The sequence below is a fragment of the Cupriavidus necator genome (genome assembly GCF_013141915.1).
Classification (GTDB): domain Bacteria; phylum Pseudomonadota; class Gammaproteobacteria; order Burkholderiales; family Burkholderiaceae; genus Cupriavidus; species Cupriavidus necator_B.
On the sequence record NZ_SROX01000001.1, the window covers coordinates 146,251 to 168,530 of the forward strand.

At 69.7% G+C, this 22,280-nt stretch carries 23 protein-coding genes; 12 read left to right on the forward strand and 11 right to left on the reverse strand.

Going from position 1 to position 22,280, the window contains the following annotated elements:
* Nucleotide 1 precedes the first annotated feature (1 nt).
* The 3 genes from E5S69_RS00695 to flhC form a co-directional block, all read right to left on the reverse strand.
* A complete protein-coding gene (locus tag E5S69_RS00695) occupies nucleotides 2-880 on the reverse strand; it encodes a lipid A biosynthesis lauroyl acyltransferase (RefSeq protein ID WP_171513103.1) in 879 nt (292 codons plus the stop codon).
* A 419-nt stretch (nucleotides 881-1,299) separates the two neighbouring features.
* Nucleotides 1,300-1,686, reverse strand: a complete 387-nt coding sequence (locus E5S69_RS00700; protein ID WP_171513104.1) for a hypothetical protein — start codon at nucleotides 1,684-1,686, stop codon at nucleotides 1,300-1,302.
* Nucleotides 1,687-1,799: 113 nt separating this feature from the next.
* A complete protein-coding gene (gene flhC / locus E5S69_RS00705; protein ID WP_171513105.1) occupies nucleotides 1,800-2,417 on the reverse strand; it encodes a flagellar transcriptional regulator FlhC in 618 nt (205 codons plus the stop codon).
* A gap of 404 nt (nucleotides 2,418-2,821) precedes the next feature.
* Here flhC and E5S69_RS00710 point away from each other — a divergent pair, with 404 nt between their 5' ends.
* Together E5S69_RS00710 and E5S69_RS00715 are read left to right on the forward strand one after the other, a co-directional pair.
* Nucleotides 2,822-3,025: a hypothetical protein gene (locus E5S69_RS00710; RefSeq protein ID WP_171513106.1), complete on the forward strand. Its 204-nt coding sequence runs from the start codon at nucleotides 2,822-2,824 to the stop codon at nucleotides 3,023-3,025.
* 185 nt (nucleotides 3,026-3,210) lie between these two features.
* The gene (locus tag E5S69_RS00715) at nucleotides 3,211-4,017 is read left to right on the forward strand and encodes a BON domain-containing protein (protein WP_171513107.1); all 807 of its coding nucleotides are present in this window, start codon (nucleotides 3,211-3,213) and stop codon (nucleotides 4,015-4,017) included.
* A gap of 7 nt (nucleotides 4,018-4,024) precedes the next feature.
* Here the strand turns inward: E5S69_RS00715 and E5S69_RS00720 are convergent, their stop codons facing one another.
* Nucleotides 4,025-4,849, reverse strand: coding sequence for an SDR family NAD(P)-dependent oxidoreductase (locus E5S69_RS00720; RefSeq protein WP_171513108.1), 825 nt, complete (start codon nucleotides 4,847-4,849; stop codon nucleotides 4,025-4,027).
* Nucleotides 4,850-4,908: 59 nt separating this feature from the next.
* A complete protein-coding gene (locus tag E5S69_RS00725) occupies nucleotides 4,909-5,181 on the reverse strand; it encodes a hypothetical protein (RefSeq protein ID WP_171513109.1) in 273 nt (90 codons plus the stop codon).
* 155 nt (nucleotides 5,182-5,336) lie between these two features.
* On the opposite strand from E5S69_RS00725, the gene E5S69_RS00730 reads away from it, so the two are divergent.
* The 5 genes from E5S69_RS00730 (at nucleotide 5,337) to E5S69_RS00750 (ending at nucleotide 10,351) form a co-directional block, all read left to right on the forward strand.
* A complete protein-coding gene (locus E5S69_RS00730; RefSeq protein ID WP_171513110.1) occupies nucleotides 5,337-5,585 on the forward strand; it encodes a hypothetical protein in 249 nt (82 codons plus the stop codon).
* Nucleotides 5,586-5,735: 150 nt separating this feature from the next.
* The gene (locus tag E5S69_RS00735) at nucleotides 5,736-6,182 is read left to right on the forward strand and encodes a Csu type fimbrial protein (RefSeq protein ID WP_236901149.1); all 447 of its coding nucleotides are present in this window, start codon (nucleotides 5,736-5,738) and stop codon (nucleotides 6,180-6,182) included.
* A 13-nt stretch (nucleotides 6,183-6,195) separates the two neighbouring features.
* Nucleotides 6,196-6,984: a fimbrial biogenesis chaperone gene (locus E5S69_RS00740; protein ID WP_236901151.1), complete on the forward strand. Its 789-nt coding sequence runs from the start codon at nucleotides 6,196-6,198 to the stop codon at nucleotides 6,982-6,984.
* Nucleotides 6,985-6,992: 8 nt separating this feature from the next.
* Complete coding sequence (locus tag E5S69_RS00745) at nucleotides 6,993-9,392, forward strand: fimbria/pilus outer membrane usher protein (protein ID WP_171513113.1); 2,400 nt, start codon at nucleotides 6,993-6,995, stop codon at nucleotides 9,390-9,392.
* Nucleotides 9,393-9,400: 8 nt separating this feature from the next.
* Nucleotides 9,401-10,351, forward strand: a complete 951-nt coding sequence (locus E5S69_RS00750; protein ID WP_171513114.1) for a Csu type fimbrial protein — start codon at nucleotides 9,401-9,403, stop codon at nucleotides 10,349-10,351.
* A gap of 24 nt (nucleotides 10,352-10,375) precedes the next feature.
* Here E5S69_RS00750 and E5S69_RS00755 read toward each other — a convergent pair whose 3' ends face one another.
* The gene (locus tag E5S69_RS00755; protein WP_171513115.1) at nucleotides 10,376-10,867 is read right to left on the reverse strand and encodes a flavodoxin family protein; all 492 of its coding nucleotides are present in this window, start codon (nucleotides 10,865-10,867) and stop codon (nucleotides 10,376-10,378) included.
* 128 nt (nucleotides 10,868-10,995) lie between these two features.
* Here E5S69_RS00755 and E5S69_RS00760 point away from each other — a divergent pair, with 128 nt between their 5' ends.
* From E5S69_RS00760 to E5S69_RS00770, 3 genes are all read left to right on the forward strand, one after another.
* On the forward strand, nucleotides 10,996-11,601 hold the full coding sequence (locus E5S69_RS00760) for a TetR/AcrR family transcriptional regulator (protein WP_171513116.1): 606 nt from the start codon (nucleotides 10,996-10,998) through the stop codon (nucleotides 11,599-11,601).
* Nucleotides 11,602-11,757: 156 nt separating this feature from the next.
* Nucleotides 11,758-12,726, forward strand: coding sequence for a Bug family tripartite tricarboxylate transporter substrate binding protein (locus E5S69_RS00765; protein ID WP_171513117.1), 969 nt, complete (start codon nucleotides 11,758-11,760; stop codon nucleotides 12,724-12,726).
* Nucleotides 12,727-12,735: 9 nt separating this feature from the next.
* Complete coding sequence (locus E5S69_RS00770; RefSeq protein WP_171513118.1) at nucleotides 12,736-13,926, forward strand: M24 family metallopeptidase; 1,191 nt, start codon at nucleotides 12,736-12,738, stop codon at nucleotides 13,924-13,926.
* Nucleotides 13,927-13,939: 13 nt separating this feature from the next.
* Here the strand turns inward: E5S69_RS00770 and E5S69_RS00775 are convergent, their stop codons facing one another.
* From E5S69_RS00775 to E5S69_RS00795, 5 genes are all read right to left on the reverse strand, one after another.
* Nucleotides 13,940-14,962: a Bug family tripartite tricarboxylate transporter substrate binding protein gene (locus tag E5S69_RS00775; RefSeq protein WP_171513119.1), complete on the reverse strand. Its 1,023-nt coding sequence runs from the start codon at nucleotides 14,960-14,962 to the stop codon at nucleotides 13,940-13,942.
* Between the two features lie 67 nt (nucleotides 14,963-15,029).
* Complete coding sequence (locus E5S69_RS00780) at nucleotides 15,030-16,010, reverse strand: Bug family tripartite tricarboxylate transporter substrate binding protein (RefSeq protein WP_171513120.1); 981 nt, start codon at nucleotides 16,008-16,010, stop codon at nucleotides 15,030-15,032.
* Nucleotides 16,007-17,323 carry a DUF1254 domain-containing protein gene (locus tag E5S69_RS00785; RefSeq protein WP_171513121.1) on the reverse strand — a complete coding sequence of 439 codons (1,317 nt, stop codon included), beginning with the start codon at nucleotides 17,321-17,323 and terminating at the stop codon, nucleotides 16,007-16,009. The genes E5S69_RS00780 and E5S69_RS00785 overlap by 4 nt, the downstream gene beginning before the upstream one ends.
* 12 nt (nucleotides 17,324-17,335) lie before the next feature.
* Nucleotides 17,336-18,649 (reverse strand): DUF1254 domain-containing protein, encoded by a 1,314-nt coding sequence (locus tag E5S69_RS00790; RefSeq protein ID WP_171513122.1) that lies wholly within the window; start codon nucleotides 18,647-18,649, stop codon nucleotides 17,336-17,338.
* Nucleotides 18,649-20,832 carry an acetate--CoA ligase family protein gene (locus E5S69_RS00795; RefSeq protein ID WP_171513123.1) on the reverse strand — a complete coding sequence of 728 codons (2,184 nt, stop codon included), beginning with the start codon at nucleotides 20,830-20,832 and terminating at the stop codon, nucleotides 18,649-18,651. Before E5S69_RS00795 ends, E5S69_RS00790 begins: the two co-directional genes overlap by 1 nt.
* Before the next feature lie 149 nt (nucleotides 20,833-20,981).
* On the opposite strand from E5S69_RS00795, the gene E5S69_RS00800 reads away from it, so the two are divergent.
* Both E5S69_RS00800 and E5S69_RS00805 read left to right on the forward strand, forming a co-directional pair.
* Nucleotides 20,982-21,719, forward strand: coding sequence for a GntR family transcriptional regulator (locus E5S69_RS00800; RefSeq protein WP_171513124.1), 738 nt, complete (start codon nucleotides 20,982-20,984; stop codon nucleotides 21,717-21,719).
* A gap of 113 nt (nucleotides 21,720-21,832) precedes the next feature.
* Nucleotides 21,833-22,189 (forward strand): DUF2880 domain-containing protein, encoded by a 357-nt coding sequence (locus E5S69_RS00805; RefSeq protein ID WP_171513125.1) that lies wholly within the window; start codon nucleotides 21,833-21,835, stop codon nucleotides 22,187-22,189.
* Nucleotides 22,190-22,280 lie beyond the last annotated feature (91 nt).

A 22,280-nucleotide genomic window follows, 5' to 3' on the forward strand; every position in this document is an offset into this window, starting at 1 on the left:
GTCAGTACACCGGCGGCATGCCTTCCGGGCGGTTCTTGAAGCGCCGGTGGATCCAGTAATACTGCTCCGGCATGGTGGCGATCTGCGTTTCCAGGAAGGCGTTCATGCGGCGCGAATCCTCTTCGACGCTGCCGGATGGAAAGCCTTCCAGCGGGTCGAACACGCGCAGCCGGTAGCCGCGGTAGTTGGGCAGCACTTCCGTGGTGAACGGCACCACGCGCGCGCCGGTCAGGCTGGCCAGGCGCGAGGCCGACGTCAGCGTGCACGCCGGCACGCCGAAAAACGGCACGAACACCGAATCGTTGATGCCGAAGTCCATGTCCGCCGCCAGCATCACCGGGCAGCCGGCGCGCAGCGTGCGCACCACCTGCTTGCCGCTGCCGTTGCGCGGAATCATCTCGGCGCCGAAGCGCCCGCGCTGGGTGCGCGAGATCTGCTCCAGCAGCGGGCTGGACATGCGCGTGTACAGCGACGCCACCGGGTGGCGCATCGAATAGAACATGCAGCCGGCCTCGATGCCGACGAAATGGAAGCCCATGAAGATGGTCGGGTGCTCGGCGCACGAGGCCAGGTCGATGCGCGAATCCAGCTCGACCAGCTTGCCGAGGCGCTTGGCGCTGCCGAACCACTGCACGCCGCGCTCCAGGTAGCTGCGCAGGACATGGCCAAAGTGGTCCCGCGCCAGTTGCTCGCGCCGGGCGGGGTCCATGTCCGGGAAGCACAGCGCCAGGTTGGTATGGACGATGCGCCGGCGGCGGCTGGGAATGCGGTACAGCAGCTTGCCGATGGCGTCGCCGAGGCGGGCGGTCACGCCATATGGCAAGGCGGCAAAGAGCTTGAAGGCTGCGATGGTCAGTGCAGCCTGGAGCCGGTGGGTCATGAAGATCCTGGAGAGCGGCAGCGGCGCTCGGGACGGGCCCGAAGGCAGGCGGCTGCGCGCGGCGATGGTTCGGCGCCACGCGGGTGGCGAACGGCAAGCGCGGGGCAAGGCGCGAAGAGCGATGGCCGGCACCCGGCACATGCCCGGCGCCTGGTGCGCACCGTGTGCGCGTCGGGGTAACAAAGCCGGACGGCAAGCCGGGACGCCATCCCGTGCGACGCCGGCGATCCGATCGTCGTAGGGTGCGCCATGCGCCGCAGACACAGGCTTTGTGCTGAGGGCGCACTGTAGCACGATGGCAGGGGGCCGAGGAATGGCGGTTACGACCGGTATCAAACCGGCTCGCAGAGGCCGCGGCGGAAAATACGGGCGGGATAGCGCGAAAACCCGGACCCGCCGTTGCGGCGGCCGCGGTGCAGTCAGCGTTGCCTCAGTTCGTTGAGGTAATAGTTGACCTCCGCCAGCAGCGCCGTGTGGAATTCGGCCGGCAGCACATGGTCGTCGGTCAGCGACAGCAACTGGTCGATACGCTGCCGGAACTGCCGCTGGGCACTCGCCCGCGCATCGGGCGGTAGCGCCACGGCCATGGCGCACAGCATTTCGCGCATCACCAGCAGCCGCGCGCCGTACTGGATCATGGCGTCGCCCTGGGTCTTGAGGTTCTGCGCCAGCTGTTCCGGCATGCCCTGGCGCGCAGCGCTGGACGGGGCGCCGGGCGCAGCCGGCGGCGCGGTGCCGCGAGCCTGGCCGCCGGGGTCGGGCGCTGAACTGCCCAGCATCTTGCCGAGCATGGGGATCTTGAACATGGGCGAGGCTCCGGGAGCGCCGGGGGCGGGGTGTTCGGGTGTATTCATGATGGAAGGGCGGGAGAGGCCGGACTGTGCGCCAGCAGACAATGGAGAGAAGGCAGGTGGGGTGCTCATGCGCCAGCCGGCACGCCGTCGCCGGTCGGCCCGGGCTTGCGGCCCTTGCCCGCGCGCGCCGGCGGCAGGCATAGCCCGCAGGTGTAGCGCTGGCGCCCATCGTGGGCGCGCACCACGAACTCGCCGCGGCAGCATTGGCAGCGCGCCAGTTGCAGCATGCCGCGCTCATAGAAGCGAACCAGCATCCAGGCGCGGGTGAAGCTGAGTTGTGGGGCCTCGCCCGTGACGCACAGGTGCTCGCGATACATGCGGAAGCTGGCCAGGGTGGCGCGGATCCCGTTCAGGTGGCCGGCACCGGTCATGAAGCGATAGGCGCCGAGCAGCATCGAGGCATGGGCGTTGGGGCGCCAGGTCACGAACCAGTCGGTCGAGAACGGCAGCATGCCCTTGGGCGGCGACACCCCGCGAAGTTCCTTGTACAGGCGGACCAGCCGCACGCGCGGCAGCGCTACTTCCGATTCCAGCACCTGCAGGCGCGCGCCCAGGCCGATCATTTCGATCGCCAGCCGGGTCTGCTCCATGTCATGCACCACGCTTCTGGCAGCGGGTGCGAGCAACGGGCGGGCAGCCGCCGCAGCAGGGCCGCCGAGGGCGGCAAGAGGGGGTATGTCCATGGTCTCCTCCTGGCAGGAATGGGGGTGACGGGGACTGGAAAAGTCCGATGGACCATGCTGCGAGCCGCCCCTGTCTCCGAGGATCCTGCCGGGCGCGCTACGGCGCGGTGCGGTCCGCATTGGCGCCCGGGGTCAGGTTTTTCGTAATAGGAAAGGATTGTTGGATCGGGGGCACGCTTATATCCGTGATTTTTATCAACAATCGCTATTCAACAATTGACTGGTCTGGATTGTCGGAGCCGCTGTTGGCGCATTTTGTCAGTGCCTGGCCGGTGTGCCGGGCTGGCGTTGTGGCGCCATCCGCGGGCTGTAGGAGAAGCGCCCACACGGTATCGGACAGACGCCGATTTAACGGCTCTGCCCATGGGCTACGCTGCAAGAACACCAATGACAGGGAGCAACCCATGGCTGCAAACTTCCTGATCAGGCAGACCGCGCAAGGCTGGGAGCTGACGGTCGAAAGCGCGCGCAAGGGCCTGGTTCAATGCGACGACCGCGACGTCGCTGTCAACATTGGCATGGCCGCGGCCAAACGGCGCGGGGTTGTGCTGATCGTCGACGAAGACGAGGACGATGCCCCCAACGGCCTTGCCTCCCTGGCCGCGTGACGCGGCCACCCGATTGCCTGACAACGGCGGGCGCCCTCGGCTGACGGCGCCCGCCTTTGCTTTGGTGCGGGGCGCGCGGCATGCGTGCCGCCGTCCATGCCGGCCAATGGTATGGAGTTTGCGCCCCGGAGACGGCCGCGCGGCCGGCCAGGCCGCGCGGCATGTTCAACCCCCTGGAGACAGCGATGCATCCATTCCGAAATGAAGGCGGCGGCTCCTGGTGGCGCGAGGATCGCGACGCCGATGAACCGCGCCGCAGCCGCGGCGACGACCCGCGCGGCTACGGTGAGGGGCGCTATGGCCAGCGCGGCGGCCCCGCACGCGACTACGGCGAGGGCCGCTACGAAGGGCGCCAGCGGCATGACAGCGGCGCGCGTGAGCCCGGCTACTACGGCGGCCGCGCCAGCCCGGCGCAGCGAGTCTGGGAATCATCCGACCAGCGCCCGCCGTGGGAAGAAGATGAAGCCTGGCGCCGCGGCAGCGAGGTCCGCGACGAATGGGGCGACAGCCGCGCCAGCGCCGCGCGCCCGGCGCCCCGCGGGCGCGACCGTGTCGGGCCCAAGGGCTACCAGCGCAGCGACGAGCGCATCCGCGAAGACATCTGCGAACGGCTTGCGCATGCGCGCCATGTGGATGTGCGCGACGTGGAAGTCGAAGTCCAGGGCGGCGTGGTGCGCCTGACCGGCAACGTGCGCGACCGGCGCCAGAAGTACTGCATCGAGGACATCGTTGACGATGTCTTCGGCGTGCAGGAGATCCATAACGCGGTGCGCCTGGGGGCGCCAGGCGCGTTCGGCGTGTCCGGCATTACGGAAGGCGCGCAGTCTGGGGCGCAGTCCGGGCGCTCCGGCCCCGGGCATGTCAGCGGCGTCAGCAGTTCCGGCAGCGCCACCGGGTCCAGCGCCAGCAGCTATGGCGGCGGCATGGAAACCGGCAGCGGCGGGCCTGGTGCCGGCCGCGACACTACCGGCGGCACCACGCGCATGGGCTGACGCAGCGCTAGGGCGCGGGCGGCGCGCCCGCCGGCGCCTCGTCAGGTTGCGGCTCGGCCAGGCGGCGGTGCCGCTCGGCCAGCACGTCCGCGGGCGTGACCATGGCAATGGCGGCGCGCAGCTTGTTCTGCCAACCCGGCACCACCTCGCCCTCGCCGCGCATCATGGCATCGAAGCCGGTCCGCGCCACCTCGGCGGGATCGGCCTTTTTCTGCTGGCCGAGCCGGGTATCGAGCAGATCCGCGCGTTCGAAAAAATCGGTTTCCGTGGCACCCGGCATCAGGCAGGTGACAGACACGCCGCTGTCCTGCAGCTCATGCCGCAGCGCATAGGAAAAGGAGTCGAGGAAAGCCTTGGTCGCGTTGTACACGGCCTGGCAGGTGCCCGGGACCAAGCCGGCGAGCGAGCCCGTGATCAGGATGCGCCCCTCGTGCTGCGCGCGCATGATCTGGCCAACCCGGTGCAGCAGGTGCAAGGTGCCGGTCACGTTGGTCTCCACCACGCGCTGGATTTCCGTAAAGTCCTGGTCCAGGAAGGCATGGCCCAGGCCGCGGCCGGCGTTGGCGCAGAGCACGTCAACGCGGCGGCCGCGCAGCGCGGCGCAGACCTGCTCCACGCCGCCGGGCGTCGACAGGTCTGCCATCAGCGCTGTCACCTCGGTGCCTTCGTTGCGCAGCTGCTGCGCGGCGATGTCGATTTGCGGTTCGTCGGCGGCAATCACCACGTCATAGCCGCGGCGCACGCAGCAACGAGCCAGTTCGTAGCCGATGCCGGAGGACGCGCCGGTGACGACGGCAAGCGGGCGAGTATGGCGAAGCGGAGTGTCAGCCACCGGACCTCCTTGGGGATGTGGGCCTTTTTTACTGTGCCGTTGTAAGGTTTAGCGACGCTTCACCCCACGCGCCGCCAGGTGCGCACGCCCATCCATACGCCTAGCAGCGCCACCAGCGTGACCAGCACCGCCAACGTCACCGCCGTGCCGGGGCCGAGCCCGCCGAACCAGGCATAGGCATCGGAGCGTCGCCACAGCACCCATGCCAGGGTGGCGGTGGCGATCACCAGGGCGGTCTGCGTCAGTGCATCGACCACGCGCATCAGGCCGCGCGCCGTGCCGGCAAGCGGATCGCGCCGGGCTTCTGAAGCGGTGATTTCGGGATCGTCCATGGCTAGGGCCGGCAAAGAGTCTGTGCAGGACGTGCAAGTCCCGTTCCCGAGCCTTGTGTCACGCCCGGCGTGCCACCATGATTGGGTGGCGCGATACTTCAAAGTTGCCAGGCGATGCCGATATAGGGTCCGGTGAAGTTAAAGGGCGGGGCGAGATGAACAGGTTCATACACACGGCGCTGATGGCGGCGGCGTGGCTGGCAGCGGCAAACGCCGCCGCCACGGCTGCCACGGCAGAGCAGTTCCGGGTACGGCTGCAAGTGGTGGAGGCCTGCACGGTGATCCAGGCCTCCACCGTTGGTGTCACCTGTGCATTGCGCTCGCCCTATCGCATCCAGGCGGTTGGCGGCCTGACCGCGACGCCTGCGGGTCGACCCCTGACGATGCTTGAAGTCTTTTTTTAATCTGCCTTAAATTCGCCAAAAATGTAACATTTGTGAAACATGTTTGCAGGAATGCACTCGGCGTACCTAGACTCGCCTTAAGAAGAACACCGAGTCCTCCCCATGCGACCCACCGCTGTGCTCCGCGGCGTTGCGTGCGCTCTCAGTGCCATGCTTCCCTTGAGCCTGGGCGCCGCGACCAAGACCACCACGTTCCAGGTACGTCTGACGCTCGCCAATGACTGCGCCATCAGCGTGACCGACCTGGATTTCGGCTCGCAGGGCGTGCTGGCCGCGAACATCGACCAGTCCAGCAACCTGACCGTCACCTGTACCAGCGGCGCTGCCTACACCGTTGGGCTGGACGCCGGCAGCGCTACGGGTTCCACCATTGCCACCCGCCTGCTGATCGGGCCGGCCGCCGCCACGGTGGGCTATCAGCTGTACCGGGATTCGGCACGCGCGCAGGTGTGGGGCAACACGCCGGCCACCGATACCATCAGCGGCACCGGCAACGGCACCGCGCAGACCATCCCGGTGTACGGCCGCGTGCCGCCGCAGACCACGCCGGCGGCCGGCGCCTATACCTCCACCGTCACAGCCACCATCACCTTCTAGGATGGCGCCCCGCTTGCCAGCGCGGGCCTGGTGGCTTGCCGCGGCACTCGCGCTGGGCGTGCCGCCTGGCGCCGTGTCCGCGGCGTCGCTGCAGATCACCCCCATCCGCGCCGACCTGCCCGCCGGCCCCGGCGCTGCGGCACTGACGCTGCGCAACCGCGGCGATACCCCCATCCACGCCCAGGTGCGCGTGTTCCGCTGGCAGCAGCGCGATGGCGACGACGTGCTGGAAGCCACCTCCGAAGCCGTGGCCAGTCCGCCGCTGGTGCGCATTGCCGCGGGCGACGAACAACTGGTGCGCATCGTGCGGCCAGGCACCACGGCGGCCGATGGCGAAACCACTTACCGGCTGCTGATCGACGAACTGCCCGACGCGACCGGCGCGGCTGACGCACCGGCCACCACCGGTGTGCGGGTGCAATTGCGCTATTCCGTGCCGGTGTTCGCCGGCACGCCCGCCAATGCCCCGCGCCCGCCGCTGCAATTTGCGCTGGCGCGCGACCAGGATGCGTGGGTGCTGTCGGCCCGCAACACCGGGCGCATGCACGCGCAGATCAGCCAGGTGCAGCTGAGTACGGCCGACGGCCACGCCGTGACGCTGGCGCCCGGGTTGCTGGGCTATGCGCTGCGCAACAGCGGGCGCTCATGGCGGCTGGACAGCGCGCTGACCGCGCAGATACAGCGGCTGGCCGCGCGCGCGCCGGGCCGGCCGGGTGCCATCACCGTGCGCGCCGTCGTCAATGGCGATCCGGTGCAACTGCCGCTGGATATAGGTGGAGATGCGCGGCGCGGCGGTTCGTGAGGGACATCATGGGTACGGTCGTCGGGCCCGTGCCGGCGGCGCGCGGCTGGCGCCGCGTCGCCTGGCAGGGCGCATGCCTGCTGCTGGCGTCGCCCCACGGGCTGGCACAGCCCCCAGTGCCCGATGCGCCGCCGCTGTCGGCGCCGCTTGCCGCGCCGCGCCAGGTCCCGGGCCCGGACATTGCCGTGGCGGGGCCGGGGACACAGGTGGTCTACCTTGCCGTGACCCTGAACGGCGTGCCGCGCGAACTGGTGGCGCGCTTCGAACTGCGCGACGGCATGCTCGCCACCACGCCTGAGGAACTGCGCCAGATCGGCCTGCGCGCGGAGGTGCTGCCCCTTGACCGCAATGGCCTGGTCTGGCTCGACGCCATCCCGGGGCTGCGTGCCAGGTACCGCCAGTCCAGCCAGGAAGCCGCGCTCGACGCGCCCGATGCGCTGCTGGCGCCGGCCATCATCGGCACGCTGGCGCGGCCCGTGGCGCGGCTTTCCGGCGGCACCGGGCTGGTGTTCAGCTACGACCTCTACGGTGAGACGGGGCGCGGGCGCCATCTGGGGCTCTACAGCGAACAGCGCGTGTTCCACGGCCAGGGGGTACTCTCCAACAGCGGCGTGGCCACCTGGAGCGAGGCGCAGGACCGCTATGTCCGGCTCGATACCGCCTGGACCTACACCAATGCCGAGACGCTCTCTTCCGTGCAGGTGGGTGACGCCATCTCCGGCGCGCTGAACTGGTCGCGCGCCGTCCGGCTGGGCGGGCTGCAGTACCGCCGCAACTTCACGGTGCGGCCGGACCTGGTGACGTATCCCGTGCCACTGCTGGGCGCGTCGGCGGCGGTGCCCAGCGCGGTCGACCTCTACGTCAACAATGTGCGCCAGTACAGCGGCGAGGTGCCGTCCGGACCGTTCGTGCTGAACAACACGCCCGCCGTCAACGGCGCCGGCCAGGCGGTGATCGTGGTGCGCGACGCGCTCGGGCGCGATATCTCGACCACCATCCCGCTGTATATCGATACGCGCCTGCTCGCGGCCGGCCTGACCGACTTCTCGGTGGAGGCCGGATTCCTGCGCGAGGACTATGGCCTGCGCTGGGCGGGCTACGGGCGCCAGCCGGCCGGCAGCGCCTCGGTGCGCCACGGGCTCAGCGAGGCCCTGACGCTGGAAGGCCATGCCGAAGCCATGCCCGGCACTTACACCGTTGGCGGGGGCGTGCTGGCCAGCGCCGGCGGCCTCGGCGTGTTCAGCGCGGCGGCGTCGCTGGGCGCGGGGCGCGAGCGCGGCGCGCTGTTCTCGCTCGGCTACCAGCTGCGCACGCCGGCCATCACCGTGGACCTGCAGGGCATACGCACGGCGGCCACCTACCAGGACCTGGCCGCGCGCAGCGGCGCGCCGTATCCGGATGGCCTGTACCGCGCCACGCTGTCGTGGCCAATGGCGCGCAACGGCAGCCTGGCGCTCAGCTACGTGCAGCTCGACGATGCGCAGCTGGGCAGCTCGAAGATCGGTTCGATGGCATACACCGCGCAGCTTGGGGGGCGCTACTCGGTCAATCTCAGCGCGTACAAGGATTTTGCCGGCGGTGGCGGGTCCGGCGCACTGGTGACGCTGACAGCCGTGCTGGGGCACGATACCTCGGCCAGCGTCGCGGCCGGCGTAGATGGCGGCAAGGCCAGCCTGTACGCCAGCGCATCGCAAAGCACGCCCTACGCGGGCGGCTGGGGCTGGCAGGCGCAGGCCAGCCAGACCGACGGCGTGCGCCGCTACCTGGCGCAGGCGCGTTACCGTGGCCGCTATGGCGAGATGTTCGCGGCGGCCCAGTCGAACGAGCGTGACGTCACCGGCGCCATCGACGTGACCGGTTCGGTGGTGGTGATGGACGGCGCCGTGCTGCCCGCGCGGCGCATCAACGAGAGCTTCGCGCTGGTGTCCACCGGCATGGCCGGCGTGCCGGTGCTGGTGGAAAACCGCCGCATCGGCGCCACCGATGGCAACGGCCACTACCTGGTGCCAGACCTGATGCCCTACCAGGCCAACCGCATTGCCATCGACCCGCTGGTGCTGCCTGCCGACGCGCGCCTGGACAAGCCGTCGCAGTACGTGGTGCCGTCATGGCACGCCGGCGCGCTGGCACGCTTCCGGGTAGAACGCTTCCGCGGCGCGCAACTGTCGCTGGTGACGGCCGCCGGGGAGCCCGTCGCCGCAGGCACGCCGGTCATGCACGTGGAGTCGGGCGCCACCTCGGTGGTCGGCTACGACGGCATGGTGTTCTTCGACAACCTGGCGGCGCACAACCACCTCGTCGCCGGCGAGCCGCAGCGGCGCTGCACCGCCAGTTTTGCCTATCCCGCCGCGCCGGTGGGCCCGATCCCGTCGCTGGGCCGCATCACGTGCCGCGGGGCGCAGCGATGAAGGCGGCGATGGGAACGGCATGGCTGGTGCTGACGCCGATACTCGCCTGTGGCGGCACCGCTCTCGCGCAAACCTGCACCGCCACCGCGGCGGCGCTCAACTTCGGCAATATCAGCCCGGTGGTCGCCGCGGAGGTCAATGCCAGCAGCACGATCTCGATCTCCTGCACCGGCTTCATCCTGTCCAACGCGCGGGTATGCCTGAGCATCGGCACCGGCAGCTCTGGCACGGGCTATGCGCCGCGCACGCTGGCCAACGGCACGTCGCTGCTGAACTACAACCTGTCGCCGTCCAGCACCATGTCGCCGACGTGGGGCACTCGCACGGCCACGTCGACCAGCATTGTCCAGGTCGATATCCCGATGCTGCTGGGCGTGGGCAGCGCCACGGTGAACGTGTACGGGCGCATCGCCGCCGGGCAGACCACGCTCAGCGCTGGGACTTACCAATCCAGCTTCGGTGGCGCGCATACCGAGATGAATTACGCCGGCTATGCGCTGGTGGCGCCCAGCTGCACCACGGTCACATCGCCGGTGGCGCGGTTTCCGTTTACGGTCAGCGCCACGGTGATCCCGGATTGCGTGATCACGGCGACCGACCTGGACTTCGGCACCGCCGGCACGCTGACCGCCGCGCGTACCGGCACGGCTACGCTGACCGCGCGCTGCACCAATGGCAGCAACTACACCATTGCGCTGGGCGCGGGCACGTCGGCCGGTGGCAGCGTCGCCAGCCGACGGCTACAGCGCACCGGTGGCACCGAACAGGTGGAATACCAGCTCTATAGCGACGCGGCCTATGCGTTGCCGTGGGGCGACGGCACCGGCGGCACCGCCACGCAGGGCGGCACTGGCACCGGGCTCAGCCAGGCTTACACCGTCTATGGCCGCGTGCCGGCGCAGGCGACGCCGGTGGCGGGCACCTATGCCGATACGATCACGGTCACCATCACTTACTGAAGCGGTCTGAAGGCAGGGCAGGCTTCAGAACACACCCAGGCCCAGCCCTGCCGCCAGCCCCTCGCCAAGCTCGGCACAACGCGCCAGGTCGGGCGCGTCGATCTGCTTGGGGGCGAGGATCCGCTCGGGCGTCTGTGCCTGCGTGCAGACGATCAGCCCGGGCGCAACGCGGTTCAGGCGCCAGCCGGTGGCGATGCGCTCGAGCTGGCGCAGTGCGTTCTGGCCATCGCTGCCGGCGCAGATCATGGCGGCGTAGGGTCTGCCGTTGATGCGGTCCAGCGCGGCGTAATAGCAGCGGTCGAAGAAGTCCTTCATCATGCCCGCCATCGCCGCCAGGTTTTCCGGCGTGGCGAACAGGTAGCCATCTGCGGCCAGCACATCGTCGGGCCCGGCTTCGGCGGCGGTCTTGAGCACGACCGTGACGCCGGGCTGCCCGCGGGCCGCATCGGCCGCGGCCACGGCCATCTGCCGCGTGCCTCCGGTCATGGTGTGATAGACGATCAGCAGCGTTTTCATCCGTGCAGGGTGCAGGCGCGGCCGGGTGCCGCACGTCGCGGCACTGTAGCACGCGAGCCGCGCGCGAGGGCAGGGCGCCGGCGACGACGGGTGTCGTAGAATCCGGCTGGCAAACCTGCCATCCTTCCATGCCGAAAGCCAAGACCCCCGCCATCGACCGCTCCGCCACCGAGCAGGCGATCCAGCTGCTGGATGCCGCCACCGACCACGTGCTTGCGCACGGCCTGGGCGACCTGTCGCTGCGCAGCGTTGCCGAGGCGCTGGGCACCAGCCACCGCATGCTGATCTACTACTTCGGCTCCGGCGACGGCTTCTGGCAGGCGCTGCTGCACCGCATCCGCCATGCCGAACAAGCCGCGCGCCAGCGCGCCGAGCCTTCAGCCAGCGACCCCCGGGCCGCGATAGAGGCGGCGTGGCAGCGCTATTCCGCGCCCGGTTACCTGCCCATCATGCAGCTGATGTTCGAGATCTACGGCCGCGCCATCCGCGACCGCGAGCGTTTCAGCGAATTCCTCGAGGATGTGGTCGGCAGCTGGACCACCATGCTGGCGGCGCGCCTGCAGCGCGACCTGGGCCTGGACGCGGCCGAGGCCAGGCTGCGCGCACGGGTAGAACTGGCTACCGTGCGCGGGTTGCTGCTGGACCTGGTGACCACGGGTGATCGCAAGGGCACGACCGCGGCGCTGAAGTACTTTGCCGCCATGATGGCGGCCCCGCCACACGCCGGCAGCTAGCCGGAACGCAACAGCGCCCTACGCTGGGATTTACGCTGGAAGTCGCGCCCACATCGGCGTAAACCCCGATTTTGCGCATGTATGTACCACATGGTACATTGCGCTCCACGCCTGCACAGGCGGGTGCGTATCGTGGCAAAACCAATGGGGTGCAAGATGGATCGGAGACAACTACTGGCCGGGCTGGCCGGAACCGCGGTGGCGCTGGCGCTGCCGGCAACCGCGCAGGCCCAGGCCTTCCCTGCCAAAGCCGTGCGGCTGGTGGTGCCGCAAGCCGGCGGCACCGGCAACGACGTGCTGGCGCGCGCGCTGGCGGACAAGCTCGGCCGCGCCTGGCACCAGCCAGTGGTGGTGGAAAACAAGCCGGGCGCCAACGGCACGCTGGCCATCAGCTACGTGCGCGGCCAGCCGGCTGATGGCTACACGCTGTTCTTCGCCGGCGTGTCCAACCTCAGCTTCAACCCCTTCCTGTATCCGAAGCTGCCTTACAGCCCGACCCGGGACCTGACCGGCGTGGCGATGCTGGCCAACTCGCCGTTCGTTTTCGTCGCGGCGCCATCGCTGAAGGCTGAGACCTTCCAGGACTTCGTGCGCATCGCCAGGGCGCGGCCTGGCGAGATCAGTTATGCGTCGGGGGGCATCGGCAACTCGACCCACCTGGCCATGGAGCTGGTCGCGGAACGCACCGGCGTGCGGATGCAGCATATTCCCTTCAACGGCCCCGGCGGTGCCACCAGCCTGCTGACCGGGCAGACGCCGGTGATGATGAATGTGGTGGCCGGTGTGCATCCGATGATCGTGGGCAAGAAGCTGCTGCCGCTGGCGGTTACCGGCGACAAGCGCTTGACGGCGCTGCCGGCGGTGCCAACCTTCAAGGAGCTGGGCTATGACGTGCAGGTGCCGGGCTGGTATGCCATCGTCGCGCGCGCCGGCACCCCGGCCAGCGTGATCCAGAAAATCAATGCCGACATCAACCAGGTGCTCGACGACCCGGAATTCAAGGAAAAGCTCGGCGTCCAGTTCCTGGATGCCATCAAGGGGCCGCCGTCCGAGGTCGAGCGCTATATGAAGCGCGACGCCGACACCTGGGGCCCGATCATCAAGCGCCTGAACATTTCCCTCTGAGAGCCCGCCATGCCCCGTCTCACCCAAGCTGTACACGACTGTCGCCTGGCGGCCATGCGCAAGCTGATGGACAAGCTGCGCGTGGATGCGCTGGTGTTCGGCACGCCCGACTTCTTCCAGTACGCCACCAACTTCCAGCTCGATGTCTGGCCGTGGGAGCGCCCCGTGTTCGTGGTGGTGCCGCGCAATGGCGAGACCTTCGCGGTGATGAACGAACTGTCGACCAACCACATGCGCTTTGCCACCGAGAAGGGCACGGTGTGGCTGCGCGACGTGACCTATTATGCCGAGCATCCGCGGGTGTCGAACCGCCTGCCGCTGCCGGCGCAATTGCCGGAGGTGGTGGCGGCATTGCTGAGCGCAAAGGGGCTCGGCATGTCGCGCATCGCCGTCGACGTGCAGCATCCCATCCTGGTGGGCGCGCAACGCCATCTGCCGGAACTGTCGCTGCGCCCGTCGCTGGCCGACCTGCGCAGCCTGCGCTGGGTCAAGCATGCGGAAGAACTCCAGACCATGCGTGAACTCGGCGCGCTGACCGACTGGGTGCAGGACCGCTACAGGGAGAACATCCGTCCCGGCCGCCTGGTGCAGGAGCTGGACCATGCCATGGCCGCGCTGATGGTGGAAGAAGCGGCGAAGCGCTTCCCGGGCGAGGATTTCGACATCCTCAAGTGCTGGACGCTGAGCGGTCCCGCGTCGGCATCGCCGCACGGCGACGGTGCCGCATGCGGTTCCCGCATCGCCGCCGGCGACACCATCGTCAACCTGGTGCTGCCGCGGCTGAACGGGCTCTATGTCGAGAATGAGCGCACCTGGTTTTGCGGGCGCCCCAGCGACGCGCAGGCGCGCTTCTACCAGGTCGCCGCACGAGCCACCGATGCCGCGGTGGCGGCGGCCGTGGTGGGCAAGCGCGTGTGCGACATGGATGCCGCCGCGCAGGCCGTGATCGAGCAGGCCAGCTGCGGCGACTATGTGTTCCACCGCACCGGACACGCGGTCGGGCTGATGCTGCATGAATACCCGGAAGACATGGCGTTCAATCCGCGCCCGCTGCTGGCCGGCGAGGTGTACTCGGCCGAGCCGGGGCTCTATGTCTACGGCCTCGGTGGCTTCCGGCTCGACGATACCGTGGTGGTCGGCGAGCAACCGGAAGTCATCATCAAGACGCCGAAGACGCTGGAGTACGCCACCGTCGCGTAGGCACCAGGCCGCTTCAGTCGAGCGTCACGCCGGTATCCGCGGTCAGCTTCAGCACCACAGGCAGGTAGGCCTTGTAGGCCGCCTCTGCCTGCGCCGGCGTGGTGCCCAGCGGCTCCGCGCCCATGTCCGCGATGCGCCGCTGCATGTCGGCGCTGGCGACCAGGCTGGCGGTCTCGCGGCCGAGGCGGTCGATGATTTCCTGCGGGGTCTTCGCCGGCGCCATCAGCGTGAGCGGGCCGGTCAGCCGGAACGGTTCGTCGGCATAGCCGGCTTCGGTGAAGGTCGGCACTTCCGGCAGCGCTTGCGCGCGCCGCGTGCCGGTGACCGCCAGCGGCCGCAGCTTGCCCGTGGCGAAATGCTGCTTGAGCGCCGTCACCGAGCCTACCGTCACGTTGACCTGGCCGGCCAGCAAGTCGGTCACCATCGGTCCTTCGCCGCGGTAGGGCACGTGCAGCATGTCGGCCTGGTATTGCCTGGCGAAATAGGTCTGGATGGTATGCGGTTGCGTGCCCGCGCCCCAGGAGCCCATGCGCAGCTTGCCGGGCGAGGCCTTGGCATAGGCCAGCAGCTCGGCCACCGTCTTCGCCGGCACGCTGCTGTGGACGGCCAGCACGGTGCGCGCGGTGGCAATGTCGGAGACCGGGCGCAGGTCGGTGCGGGGATCGTAGGGCAGCTTCTTGTACAGCGCCAGGTTGGACGTAATCGGGCCCGGAATCGTCATCAGCAGGGTATAGCCGTCTGGCGCCGCCTTGGCGACATAGTCGGTGCCGATGATGCCGCCGGCGCCGCCCTTGTTTTCGACCACCACCGTCTTGCCCAGCTGGCGCGACAAGCCGTTGCCGACGGCGCGTGCCAGCGTATCGGTGAGGCCGCCCGGCGGATAGGCGACGATCAGGTGGATGGGCTTGGCCGGGTAGGCGCCCTGCGCGGCCGCCGCGACCGGCATGACGGCGAGCACCGCGATGCTGAGCCAGGGCAGCGCGGCCTGCAGCAGTGCGCGGCGCGGCCGCGGCGAAGAACGGACAGCGGTCATCATGATGGCGTGGTCTCCTTTCTCGTGCGATGTCACGGGTGGTCTTGCTGGGAAGTCTTGCGCGCGACCGCTAATCCAGCTTGATGCCGCGTGCCTGGATCAGCTTGCCCCACTTGCCGATCTCCTGGTCGATGAAGGCCGAGAACGCGCTGCCGCGCTCGGGATGCGGCTCCAGGCCAAGGCCAAGCAGCTTGTTGCGGGTTTGCGCATCGGCCAGCACGGCCGACGCTTCGCGGTTCAGCCGCTCGGTGACGGCAGGCGGCGTGCCGGCCGGCGCGACCAGTCCGAACCAGCCGTAGCCGACCATGCCCGGATAGCCCTGTTCGGCGAAGGTGGGCGCATCGGGATAGACCGGCGTGCGCTGTTCCGAGGCCACCGCCAGCACGCGCAGCTTGCCGGCCTTGATGAAGGGCAGCGCCGACGTGATGGCGGTCAGCGTGGCGTCGGCGCGGCCTGCCAGCAGTTCGGTATAAGCGGTGGCGTCGCCGCGGTAGTGGACGCTCAGCAGCTTGAACTTGCCGACCTGCCCGAACAGCTCGGCGGTCAGGTGCGGACCCGAGCCCGCGCCGGGCGAAGCCACCGTTACGCCGTCCGGCTTTTCCCTGGCCATGCGTACGAAATCCGCCACCGTGCGCGCCGGCGAACTGGCATTGACGATCAGGAAGATCGGCCCCAGCACGCGCGGTCCCACCGCGACGAAATCCTTGTGCACGTCGTAGCGCTGCGCAATGCCCGCGGCGGTATTGATGGCAAAGGGCGCGGCCGCCCACAGCAGCGTATAGCCATCCGGCGCGGCATGCGCCACATGCTCCGTGGCCAGCCGCGTGCCGGCGCCGGGCTTGTTTTCGACCACCACCTGCTGGCCCAGCTTGCTGCCCAGCGCGTCGGCGAGGATGCGCGCCGAGATGTCATTGGAGCCGCCGGCGCCGTAGGGCGAAACCAGCTTGACCGGGCGCGCCGGATACGCCTGTGCCTGCGCCTGGCCGCTCAGGCACAGCAGGGCCACGCTGGCCGTCAGCACGGCCCGGGCGAAGACAACGGTTCGGTTCATGAGGGTTCCTTGATGCGGCGAATGGCGGGGTAGCAGAAGGTGCGCTCCAGGTGGGCGGTGCCGGGGACGTACAGGCGCAACGCCACGTAGAACGGTTCGGGCGGGGCGGGCAGCCAGTTGCCGGCGCAAGTCGGGTCCGCCGGGCCGCGCGCGCCCATCACGATGCGCAGGCTGCCATCCGGCGCCGCGCGCAGGCCCGGCGAGCGGTCACCCAGCGAATAGCGCTGCAGCGGGTTCTCCGCCAGCATGCAGTCCGACTTGCGGTACATGGTCAGCGACCAGAACGCGCCCACCTGCGGCAAGCCTTGCGCCGGGAACACCAGCTCGTACTGGTGCGTACCGTCCAGCGGCAAGCCGTCGGCATCGCAGTCGGCCATCAGGTACATGGCTTCCTCGACGCCCAGTGCGCCGATATAGTTGCGCGCCACCTCGGCGCGCAGCGCGTAGTGCGCGCCGAACGAAGTGCGGATGTCCACCGGCAGGGACCAGCCACCGCCCAGTGCGGAAGCCCTGGGCGCGGCCAGTTCGGCATCGACCTGCACCAGTGCCGCCGCCAGCGCCGTGCGTTGCGCTGGCGTCAGCGGCGCCGCGCTGCCGATGCCGGCCTCGGCGAAGCCGCGCACCAGGCTGGCTTCGGCCGCCGGCGGCGGGTTCTCGCTCAGCATGCGGTTGACGATGGCGGCGTAGCGGTCGGGATCGGATGGCCGCTCGCCGGCGTGCATGCCCGCGTCGATGACCGTCGCGGCTGGCTTGCCGTCGGGCCGGCGCAGGCGGATGCCGTCCTGCAGCGCATGCGCGCCCGGCAGGTCGGCTTCGCCGTCGGCCAGGATGCGGCCGATGATCCAGACCGCGTCGGTCGGGCACGACAGCGGCGTGGCGCCGGCCGGCACCTCGCCCTGCCAGTCCGGCCCGTGCAGCAGCCAGGTGCCGCCTTGCGTGCCGGTGGTGCGAGTGCCGATGTAGCCGAACGGGTTGGTATAGGCGTCCAGCAGCCCGAGCACGTAGTAGCGGCCGTTGCAATCCGGCACGTCCAGCAGCAGCGGTCCGTGGGACAGGTCGAGCCAGGCGTTGGTGTAGAGCGTGTCGTTGTTCGGCGTGACGACCTGCCGGTGTTGCGGGCCGAGCAGCGTGCGCACGTGCGTGACGGTGTTGATCCAGCGCAGCGTGGACTCTGGGCCGTCGCCGGCGAAGACGCCGGCGCTGTCGCGGCGCGGGCAGGTGGCGGCACGCATGCGCGCCATTTCGTACAGCGGCAGCGTGTAGCGCACCGCGTCGCGCGCGAGCGCGTCGAGGGAAGTGTCGTGGATGGCCATGCGCTGGCTCCTTCAGGCGATGCGCCGCAGCGGCGGGATCACGTAGTCTCCGGCCATGAAGCCGTCGGTAGGGTGGTACAGGCGCAGGATCAGGTAGAACGGGGCATCCGGTGCGGGCAGCCAGTTCTCCTGTGCCTGGGCGGGGCGCTGGTGCGAGATGGTCAGCGTAAGGCCGCCATCGCTGTCGTATTGCAGCCCCGGGCTGCGGTCGCCCAGCGCATAGCGGCCGATCGCGTTGTCGGTGAAGAAGCGGTCGGCGCCGTAGAGCGATACCGACCAGAATGCCTGCGCCGGCGGCAGGTGTCCGGCGGGGAAGTGCAGCGTGTAGGTGTGGCGGCCATGCAGCAGCTCGCCATCGGCATCATAGTCGGCGGCGGCGTAGACCGCTTCGTCGGCGCGCAGTGCGCCCAGGCCCTTCATCGCGGTCACGGCGCGCTGCATCCAGTCGTCGCCGTAGCGGCCCAGCAGCAGGCTGTAGGTCCAGCTCTTGCGCGCATGGCTGCGGGTGTTGGCTTCGATCAGCGCCATGCCTTCGTGCCACGCGCGCACCAGGCCCTGCTGCACCGCGGGGCGCAGCGCGCCCACGTCGACCGCCTCGCCGGCGCGGATGCCGCACTTGCGCAGCAGCGACAGCAAGCCGGCGGCGGAGGTCTCGGCCGGATATTCGCGCAGCGCGTTGAAGACGTTGGCGAAGTAGTCGAGCGCGGGCTCGCCGCTTTCCTGCCAGTCGCGCACGCAGGCGGGTTGGCGCGCGGTGCCGCCGGACAGGCGGAAGCCGTTCTCGAAGGCGCTGGCGGCCGGCAGGTCGTCGGGGCCGGTCACCAGCACGCGGCCCAGCAGCCAGACCAGCGAGGTGGGGCAATGCACCACATGCCCGCCGTCGGCATGCTGGCCGGGGCCGGCCAGCACGATGTCCGCGCCCGCGGCAGGCACGTTGCGCGGGCCCAGGTTCTCGAAGTTGTTGGTCCAGGCGTCCAGCAATTCGACCACGTAGTAGCGGCGCGCATCGGGCAGCGCGGGCACGTGCAGCGTGACGGGACCGTCGGCGAGGTTGACCCAGGCGCAGAAGTAGAGCAGGTCATTGGCCGGCGTGACGATGTCGCGGTCGCGATGCGTCCACGGCTGCGTGCTGGCCGACAGCGTGTTGACTGGCGCGCGCCCATAGCCGGTGGCCTGCGCCACCGAGGTCTGCAGCCTGCAGGTGCGCAGGCTTTCGAACAACGGGTAGGTGGCCAGCACCAGCGGCAGTGCTGCCGCCGCCGTCAGGGCTTCCTGCGGGGTGTCGATCGGGGCGCCGGCAAGGAAGGGCGCAACGGGTTGGTTCATCAGGTGGTCTCCTCGGTCGGTTCGTTTGAGAGGCGGTCCGGCGCCGCCGCATGCAAGGTCACCACGGCATCGGCGGCGACCACGCCACCGGCCGTGACGATCAACGGATTGATCTCGAGCGTATCGAGCCGCGGGCCGAGCGCGGCCGCGGCTTGCGAGACGCGCACCAGCACTTCCGCGACCGCATCGGCATCGATCGCGGGATGGCCGCGGTGGCCGGACAGCAGTGCCTCGGCACGGCTTGCGCGCAGCATGGTGCGCGCGCGGGCGTGGCTCAGCGGCGCCAGGCCGAACGCGGTCTGGCGGAAGATCTCCACCGCGGTGCCGCCGATGCCGGCCAGCGCCACCAGGCCGAACACCGGGTCGCGCCGCACGCCTACCATCAGCTCGCCCCAGCCGCGCACCATGCCGGCGACCAGCGCGCCGTCAAAGCGCGCGGGGGTGCCGTGGCTGGCCGCGGCGGCCTGCACTTGCGCAAAGGCTGCGCGGGCCGCCTGCGCGTCCGCCACGTTCAGCACCACGCCGCCGACATCGCTCTTGTGCAGGATGTCCGGGGAGCACAGCTTGATCGCCACCGGGTAGCCGATCGCTTCAGCAATGCGCGCGGCCTCGTCGGCATCGCGCGCCAGGCCATGCGGCGCGGTGGGGATGCCGCACGCGGCGAGCCATTGCATGGCTTCAAACTCGGATAGGGCGGTGGTGCCGGGCGGCGCCTGCGGAACGGGCGGGATGGGCGCGGCAGCGGCCGATGCGGGGGCTGTCGCGCGGGCCGCCGCCTGCGCCGCGGCGCGGGCCAGCACCGCCACGGCATGCACCGCCTGCGCCGGTTCGCGGAATACCAGCGCACCGCGCGCTTCCAGCCAGCGGCGCTTGTCGTCATCGACCAGGCCGCTGAACAGCAGCGGCGCGGCGCTGTCGCTGCGGCCGAGGGTCTCGACGGTCTGCTGCAGCCCGGGCCAGATCCGCGGCGCGCCCACGCCGCCGGCAAGGAACGCCACCACGCTGCCGTAATCCGGGCTTTGTGCCGCGGCGGCGATGGCGTCAAGCAATACCTCCGGCTGCGCCACCACCTGGCCGGTGACGTCGATGGGATTGGCGGTGCTGGCGAACGGGATCGCGCTGCGCAGCGCGGCCGCCCCCGCTTCAGGCATCGGCGGCAGCGGCAGGTCCAGCGCCTCGGCCTGGTCGGCCATCATGATGCCGACGCCGCCGGAGACCGTCACCAGCGCGACGGGCGTGACCGCATGGGCCGGTTCCTTCGCCGCAGGCTGCCACCGCGTCGGCCGGCGCCCGCGCGACAGCACGTAGCCCAGCCGGAAGAAGTCATCCAGCGTATCCGCGCGGAACACGCCGTACTCGTCGAACACCGCCTGGTAGACCGCGTCTTCGCCCGCCAGACTGGCGGTATGCGATTGCGCGGAACGTGCGCCGGCTTCGGTGGTGCCGACCTTGGTCACCACCACCGGCTTGCCCGCCGCCCGCGCGGCCGCCAGCGCCTGGCGCAGGCGGTTGCCGTCGCGGCAGCCTTCCAGATAGGCGAGGATGACGCGCGTGGCATCGTCGCGGGCCATCCATTCGATCACGTCCGCCACGTGCAGGCCGGCTTCATTGCCGGTGGTGACCCAGTGGCTCAGGCCCAGCGCGGCCTCGCGCGCCAGCGCGAAGGCATAGGCGCCAAAGGCGCCGCTCTGGCTGACCAGGCCGACCTCGCCGACCGGCGGCAGCCCGCTCAGCGGGATCGGCGAGAAGGTGGCGAACACGCGCTCGCGCAGGTTCATCGCGCCCAGGCAGTTGGGCCCCAGCAGCGTGATGCCATGGGCCTGCGCCAGCGCCGCCAACTTGGCCTGCAGCGCGACGCCGTTGCCGCCGGTTTCGGCAAAGCCCGAGGTGAAGAACACCGCGGCGCGCGTGCCGTTGCGCGCCAGCTGGCGCATGGCGTCGAGGCTGGCACTGACCGGCAGCGCCACGATGGCAAGGTCGACCGGCGCATCCAGCGCGTCGAGCGTGGGCACCGCGGCCAGTCCCTGCACTTCGCTGGCCGTGGCATGGACCGGCACGATGCGTCCGCCGTAGCCGAGTTCGCTCAGCAGCCGCACCGGCATGCCGCCCACCTTGTCGGGCTGGGTCGAAGCGCCGATCACGGCGATAGTGCGCGGTTGCAGCAGTGCGCTCAGGTCTGGCATGGGTGTCTCCGTATGCGTGCGCCGTCACAGTCAGTCCGGCAGGGGCCGGCGCCGCGAGTCTTGTCATGGTTGTGTCGGTGCATGTTGTCATGACATGTTATGATGAGTCAACGTTGTTATGATAAGTAGATGCCCGCATGGGCCTCCCCATGAACTCGCCGAATCTCGTGACAACCAGCTCACTGCCCCGCTTCAAGCAGATCGAAGGCGCGCTGCGCCAACGCATCGTCAACAACCAATGGACACCGGGCATCAAGCTGCCGTCGGAGGCCGAGCTGATGGCCGAATTCGGCGTCAGCCGCATCACCGTGCGCCAGTCGCTGGCATCGCTGCTGGCGGAGGGGCTGATCGAAACGGTGCATGGCAAGGGCAGCTTTGTCAGCCGCCCCGCGGGGCAGGCCGACCTGGGGCCGCTGACCGGCTTCTATGACTACATGCGCGCTCGCGGCCACGAAGCGCACGGCAAGCTGCTGTCGACGCGGCTGGTCACCGCGCCGGCGATCGCCGCCGATGCGCTGCGGGTGCCGCCCGGCACCAAGTTGCTGAGCGTGACCACGCTCAAGTCGGTGGCCGGCGCGCCGGTGGCGGTGGGGGTGACCATGGCGCCCGAAGCGCTGATGCGCGCGATCCTCGAGCACGACCTGGAAAACCACGATGCGCTGATGATCGTCGAGGCGCGCCTGGGCTATCGCCTCAAGTACCTGCACACGGAAAGCGCGGCGATTCCCGCCACCGCCGAAGCCGCGCGCCGGCTGAAGGTCGAGCCGGGCCAGCCGCTGCTGCGGATCCGCTTCACGCCGCACGACATCGACGACCGCCCGCTGGCGTTTTCGGAATTCCTGTTCCGGGGCGACAAGTTCACCTACAAGGCCTGCGTGCGGCGTTAGGGCCGCTGGCTGTGGCGGCAAGGGAACTTTCGCCCGCACGCCGTGGCCTGAACTGCATCGGCGCCGGCGCCAGCGTGGTCCGTCCGGCGCCGCCCCAGTCGCAGGAGTCCAGGATGCTTTCGCCGCTTTCCCCACGTTTGCTGTCCACCGCGCTCGCGGTGGCGTTGTCCGCGGCGGGCGCTTCGGGCGCACTGGCCGCGGCCCGGCAGGAAGCGTCCCGGCCGCCCGGCAAGGAGGGCGCGCCCGAGGCCGCGTGCAAGCATGCGGTCAAGGCGGCGCTGCCCAACCCCGGCAGCTTCAAGTGGGTGGGCGCCACTTTGCGCCAGATTGACACGGACAACTACAGCGTGGTGGCCGATGTCGAATACCTGGCCCAGGACGGCGCCGTGCGCGAAGCCAAGGTCCAGTGCGACGTACGCCGCGCGCAGGGCAACCGCTTCGTCGTGCCCAAGCTGCGTCTGCCGCAATAATCGTCCGCCGGTCCCGTCCGCGCGTAGCTGCAATTTAATGTGGACGCTGTCCATTTCATTTGCTAGTCTATGTGTACAGCATCCACAAATG